Here is a 3,301-nt window from a genome sequence, read left to right as displayed (position 1 = left end):
ATCTCCGCCGCCGTGGCACGGGTCTCACGCCGGGCGAAGCAGCCCGCGATCACATCCATCGCCGCCCCGAACAGCCTGCCCCACGCGGCCCCGGCAATCGTGGCCTCCGCGGCCACCTGGTTTTGATACGTCGTCACAAGCGTTCGTGATCACGGTGGCCGTACCCATGCCCACGCTGGGCCCCGCAAGCCGCTGACCAGCACCGGCGCCGGAACTACAGCTGCCGTGTCATGAGCGCGGAATTCGATCCCGATCGATGGCAGGTCATCACCGTCGACGGGGCCGACGCGGGCATATTGAGCCTTTCCCGGTAAGCGATCATGCCTGTGTGTGATCGTTTAGACGGTGCGGTCGTATTCGAGCTGGAGCAGGACGAGGGCTGCGGCGGCGATCTGGGTGATGCGGCTGGGGCCGAGACTGACCCGCCGCAGGGCCTTGAAGGTGGCCTTGAGCAGGGCGTTCGCGCGTTCGCACATCCCGTGGATGCCTCGGATGACCCTGTTGAAGGTGTGCTGGGCTTCGGTGAGTTCCCCGCCTGCGGGCTTCTTGACCGGGTGACGGAAGCCGTCTCCGGTGTTCTCGTAGCCGAGGTCGACCAGGGTCAGTGTGCCCAGTTGGTCGGCGAGCCGGTTCAGAGCATCGACGAGCCCGTGGTGGCGGGCGCAGGTAGTGTCGTGCTCGCGGCCGGGCCGCACCGGCGAGACCCAGATCGGCCAGCCGTCCGGGGCGGAGATGACTTGCACGTTGCCACCGTGAGGCTTGTGCTTGCCCGACCACCAGAGGTCTGCCCCGTTGGGCCCCGGGGCCGCGACGCGGTCGGTGCGGATGACCGTGCCGTCCAGATTGAGATGGGTCAGGCCGGCCGCCTTCGCCCGTTCCAGCGCGGTGGCCAGGTCCGGTGCCCCGACCGCCAGGACCGTCAGCCCTTCGTGGGGGTATCGGTAGGCGGTCGAGGTGGACAGGGCGTTGTCGCGGGCGAGTTGGGACAGACGGGTGCCGTCGATGAACCAGCGCAGGATCAGCACGGCCTGCTTGAAGCAGCCCAGGACGCGGCGCCCGCGGCGGGTACCGACCTCGGCTCGATGGCTTCGCAGGAGCCGGGCCAGGTGCTCGGCGGTAGAGCGCCGGACGTCGAGCACGGCGCTGTATGTGACACTGGTTGGCACGTGAGGCCCCTCGGTCGGATCTTTCTGTCGCAAGATCGTTCCTACCAGGGGCCTTACGTCTGCCCGGAGTTGGGAGTACACCACGAGACTCCCGGAGGCGATCACCCTCAGCGACCGGCGGTTACCGGGAAAGGCTCATTGGTCGTCGAGTACCGTGCGACCGAGGTCTACCTGGGACGGATCGAACTCCATCCCCATTACCAAGGGCGAGGCATCGGTGCCCAGCTGATCCACTCCCTGATCGATACCGCAGCCCGCCGGGGCCAGCCCCTCATCCTCGACGTGCTCGTGATCAACACCCGTGCCCACGCCTTCTACCAGCGGCACGGATTCCGGGAGCTGGCGCGGCACGGGGAGAACAACAGGAAGATTCGAATGCGCTTCACCCATCGGCAGACCACCGAGTGAAGATGTTCGATCACCTGATCCACAGGTTCCCCACACCTGCACAGACTTTCGAACAATTTCTCCATGGCGGCCGCTGTGCCTGCCGCACCGCCGAGGATGCTCGACTCCCTGTCGGCCACCGACTCAACGGGCGTCTCCACAACCACGCCTGCCCCATGCGTGTTCAGCACCCGCACAGTCGCGACGGTGCGCAGCGGCCGTGAAGGCCCCGCGTCCTCGGGCGGACTGAGTGCACGGTGGCTCTTGCAGGGACGTGGATTGCCGATCTATGTTCACTCGCTATGCGCGCCTCTCCGATGATCAGCATTATTGTGGCTGCTCACGACCTTCAAGGGCACCTAGAGGACTGCCTGAGGTCGATCCTGACCCAGACCTTCCGACACGTGGAGGTCATCGTGGTCCTGGATCCGTCCGCCCAGTCTCCAACCGACCTGGTAAACACCTACGCGCAACGAGACGAGCGCGTCTCGGTCGTACGGTTGGACGACGCCGTCAGCATCGGCCGAATCCGCAACGCAGGGGCGGAACAGGCCGCTGGCGACTACCTCCTCTTCCTGGACAGCGACCACATCATCTGGGGTGAAACACTCCAGGTCATGGCCGACCGCCTACGGGCCGCCGACCACCCGGACATCCTCCTCTTCGACCACACGCGCCTGCACCGAGGCCGCTCCTGGCCCGGCGCTGCAAAGGGTCTGCTGGCCCAGCAGGTACGACAGCCCTTCACTCCGATTGACCAACCCGAGCTGTTCGGTGCGCCAGCCTACGCGTGGGACCGCTTGGTCCGTCGCGAGCTGTGGATCCGGCAGGCGCTCGCGTTCCCGGACGGCCTTTATGAGGAGATCCCGGTCGTGCATCGCGCCATGCTCGGCGCGGACAGGATCGCCGTGCTGAAGTGGGAGTGCGTCCAGATCCGCCGACGGCACACTCAGCACCCCGCGGGATCTCCTGGCGGCACCCATTTCGACGTCTTCGACCGGTACGAAGAGAGTTTCAGCCTCCTCGAGGAGCGCAGCGGCCTGGATGCGGTGGCTCCTTTCCTCTTCACCCGGATGATCCGTCATTACCTGTTCCTCCTCAACCTCTCCGGATGTCTGTCCCGTACCCAGCGCCCACGCTTCTTCCAATGTGCTAGCGAGCACTACCGCCGGTTCGTCCCCGACCATTACGAGCACCCCGACGGCCGCGAAGGCATCAAGTTTCAACTGGTCGCGAGCGGCACATATGGAGCCTTCGAAGCCGCCAAGGTCCCCAACCTTGCCCGCAGTATCGTCGCCCGCAGGCGGTAGGGCCGGACTTGCTCCGGCTCCGGAGACCCCGGAGCCGGAGCTACGCGGCACCTGGCCCGCAATAGCGCTTGTCACCCCCGGGTCTCCTGCTCACCCCTGCTCCCAAACCTCGCAGCCTCGCTGAGTCACCGCCGTGTGCAGCGCCCACATCACCCCGCTGGCCGCCGCTCGCGACAGTTCCCGGGCCGGGGGCCCAGCCCAAGATCTTCATGGGTCTTCTGCAGGTAGCCTTGCGGATTCAGGCACCAACACGCCTCGACGCACCGTCAGACACCCACACATCCAACAACGCGACAGCGCCCGGGTCTCGTCGGCGTTCGGTGACGGCGTAACGGCGGGTGGCGAGATCGCGTCCCATGAAGTGGTGTAGCCGGGCGTGGTCCCGGAACGCGCGGGTGTCTGCCCGGGGCGTGCATCCGCTGACGGTGCGTGCTCCCT

3 protein-coding genes are annotated in these 3,301 nt (G+C 66.5%); 2 read left to right on the top strand and 1 reads right to left on the bottom strand.

Annotated features, from left to right (window positions below; all coding sequences use genetic code 11):
- Window positions 1-338: 338 nt before the first annotated feature.
- Window positions 339-1,166 (bottom strand): transposase family protein, encoded by an 828-nt coding sequence (locus ACFYX0_RS47185; RefSeq protein ID WP_388981868.1) that lies wholly within the window; start codon window positions 1,164-1,166, stop codon window positions 339-341.
- A gap of 138 nt (window positions 1,167-1,304) precedes the next feature.
- Between ACFYX0_RS47185 and ACFYX0_RS47180 the strand changes: the two genes are divergently transcribed.
- Window positions 1,305-1,574, top strand: coding sequence for a GNAT family N-acetyltransferase (locus ACFYX0_RS47180; RefSeq protein WP_388981866.1), 270 nt, complete (start codon window positions 1,305-1,307; stop codon window positions 1,572-1,574).
- A gap of 281 nt (window positions 1,575-1,855) precedes the next feature.
- Complete coding sequence (locus ACFYX0_RS47175; protein WP_388981863.1) at window positions 1,856-2,863, top strand: glycosyltransferase family 2 protein; 1,008 nt, start codon at window positions 1,856-1,858, stop codon at window positions 2,861-2,863.
- Window positions 2,864-3,301 lie beyond the last annotated feature (438 nt).

Source organism: Streptomyces sp. NPDC002573 (assembly GCF_042889625.1).
In the GTDB taxonomy this organism is placed as follows: domain Bacteria; phylum Actinomycetota; class Actinomycetes; order Streptomycetales; family Streptomycetaceae; genus Streptomyces; species Streptomyces gibsoniae.
This window is presented reverse-complemented; position numbering and strand designations above follow the sequence as displayed.